The following is a 1,774-nucleotide window of genomic DNA, read 5'->3' on the forward strand; positions in this document are numbered from 1 at the left end:
ACCCGACAGCATGCCGCCGGCCATGTTGGTCAGCAGGTCCTTGCCCACCGGCCCGCCGGTGCTGAGGCTGACGGTATGCGACCCGGCATCACCGCCAGAACCGGAGATCATGCAGACGCTGCGTAAGGACTGTCAGCTGTCTGCCCGTAAGCAGCGGCAGGTGACGGAGCTGATTGAGGTGATCGGCCAACCGCAGAGCAGGAACGCTAACTGACTGAACTACAGATAAAAAAAATCCCGGCAACAAAGCCGGGATGGTTTTTAGTTATCCCGTGAGTAAGCTTTAATAAAATCATTATACGCTTCATGAAGATGATAAAATTTTGCATCAGGATCATCTTTCAGTTCTTCATATCTTTCCATTAACTTTTTGAATAAACCCTCTGGTACAGGATAAGGATCTGTCTCATTTTTTGCACAGTAAAAATAGAACAGTGCCTTTTCAAGCTCAGGGACACTTATATTTTCAGTTTCATTTAAAAGGTAAGTAAATGCAAAAGGCCATTCGTCCTCAGATAAAAGTAAGTCATTGAGGCATATTGACTTAAAAAAATAACCATCAACATGCTCTGTTTTAATTACCATTTTGCAAATTTCTTCAGCTAACTTGACATCTATCGAAAAAAGAGCATTAAGATAATCAATCACCTCACTAGCAGGATCATCAAAAGAATTAATTTCAGCACAACCATTCATTAAATAGTTTTTTATGCCTATTATTAACTCATTTTCACTCTTATTTTTTATCATTAAAACACTCCTGTTTTAACAGTAGCTAATCTTTTAGAGCCATCGGGTAAAATTTTCCATGTTGCATAGATCCTTACATTTCCGCCCGAACCAGATACTACAATGGACGTTTCTCTATTAGATGATGTAACGCCACCCGCAGTCTTCAATAAATTATCCATAATCATTGCATTGTTCTTTGCTGAATCAGTGATTCCCGCATTATTTAAATTTTGAGCCATTTCCCGAGATCTTTCAATATTATAAATTTGATCATTAAGCTTATTGAGTTTTTCTCTTGCTCCTGGGGTTTTAGCAAATTTTCTCTGATTACTTACTTGTAAGTCCTTAAGTGAATTGTACTCTTTTTTCAATGCTTCCAAATCACCAGATGCTTTACCACGCAAATAGAGTTCAATTTTATCGACTGGTATTGTTGCATCATTTTTTCACGGCTGTGACATGATTTTTCCCGTTAGCATCCGGCAAAGATTTTATTTCAAAGTTACTGGATAGTCGTTGTTTACCAGCCAGCGCCTCTATCTTACTGGCCGCAGCAGAACCTATTACAGGAGTCATGGAAGCCGCAACAGCCTTCATCCCCTCATACGTGGACACATATTGTTCTGCTGTCGCCTTATCAACCCCAAGCTGCGCCATAGCATAATTCACCATCGCATCCTTCACCTGCTGCTGATTCTGTGCATCAACGCTGGTGATATTCAGCAGGTTCACTATCTGGCCGTAAGAGTCCGCATACATCTCACTGACTTTGTTATTGTACTGCCCGGTGTCGTACTCACCTTTGGCCGCGATAACCTCCAGTCTTGCACTGGCACAAGCCGCACTTCCGGCATTACCGTTTCCACAAGCATCAATGACCTTCTGGTCGCTGGCAATATCCTTTTCACGCAGTTCATTAACTTTCTGCTGGGCCTGCTCACGCTCTGCCGGGTCTTTGCTGTTGAGTTTCTGCTTCGCTATCTCAAGCTCTGTCTTCTCCGACACGTGCAGATAGTTATTCTCCACCGCATTCTTACCCGCC

Annotated in this window: 4 protein-coding genes; 1 reads left to right on the forward strand and 3 read right to left on the reverse strand. The window is 42.6% G+C overall.

What is annotated here, in order from left to right:
* Window positions 1-214 (forward strand): SymE family type I addiction module toxin (locus EPE01S_RS23750; RefSeq protein ID WP_506256253.1); only part of this gene is annotated, 214 nt, incomplete at its 5' end.
* Window positions 215-261: 47 nt separating this feature from the next.
* On the opposite strand, the gene EPE01S_RS22570 is transcribed toward EPE01S_RS23750, so the two are convergent.
* The 3 genes from EPE01S_RS22570 to EPE01S_RS23695 all read right to left on the reverse strand — a co-directional run.
* Window positions 262-750, reverse strand: a complete 489-nt coding sequence (locus EPE01S_RS22570; protein ID WP_062749666.1) for a hypothetical protein — start codon at window positions 748-750, stop codon at window positions 262-264.
* The gene (locus tag EPE01S_RS23555; protein WP_157076055.1) at window positions 750-1,136 is read right to left on the reverse strand and encodes a hypothetical protein; all 387 of its coding nucleotides are present in this window, start codon (window positions 1,134-1,136) and stop codon (window positions 750-752) included. Before EPE01S_RS23555 ends, EPE01S_RS22570 begins: the two co-directional genes overlap by 1 nt.
* A 34-nt stretch (window positions 1,137-1,170) precedes the next feature.
* Window positions 1,171-1,774: DUF6862 domain-containing protein (locus tag EPE01S_RS23695; protein ID WP_303621220.1), on the reverse strand; the 604-nt coding region annotated here is incomplete at its 5' end.

This window comes from Erwinia persicina NBRC 102418 (assembly GCF_001571305.1).
Lineage (GTDB): Bacteria > Pseudomonadota > Gammaproteobacteria > Enterobacterales > Enterobacteriaceae > Erwinia > Erwinia persicina.

Bases quoted from the DNA above. Each gene is read 5' to 3' on its own strand.
- EPE01S_RS22570 (WP_062749666.1), bottom strand. From the start codon at position 750: ATGATAAAAAATAAGAGTGAAAATGAGTTAATAATAGGCATAAAAAAC.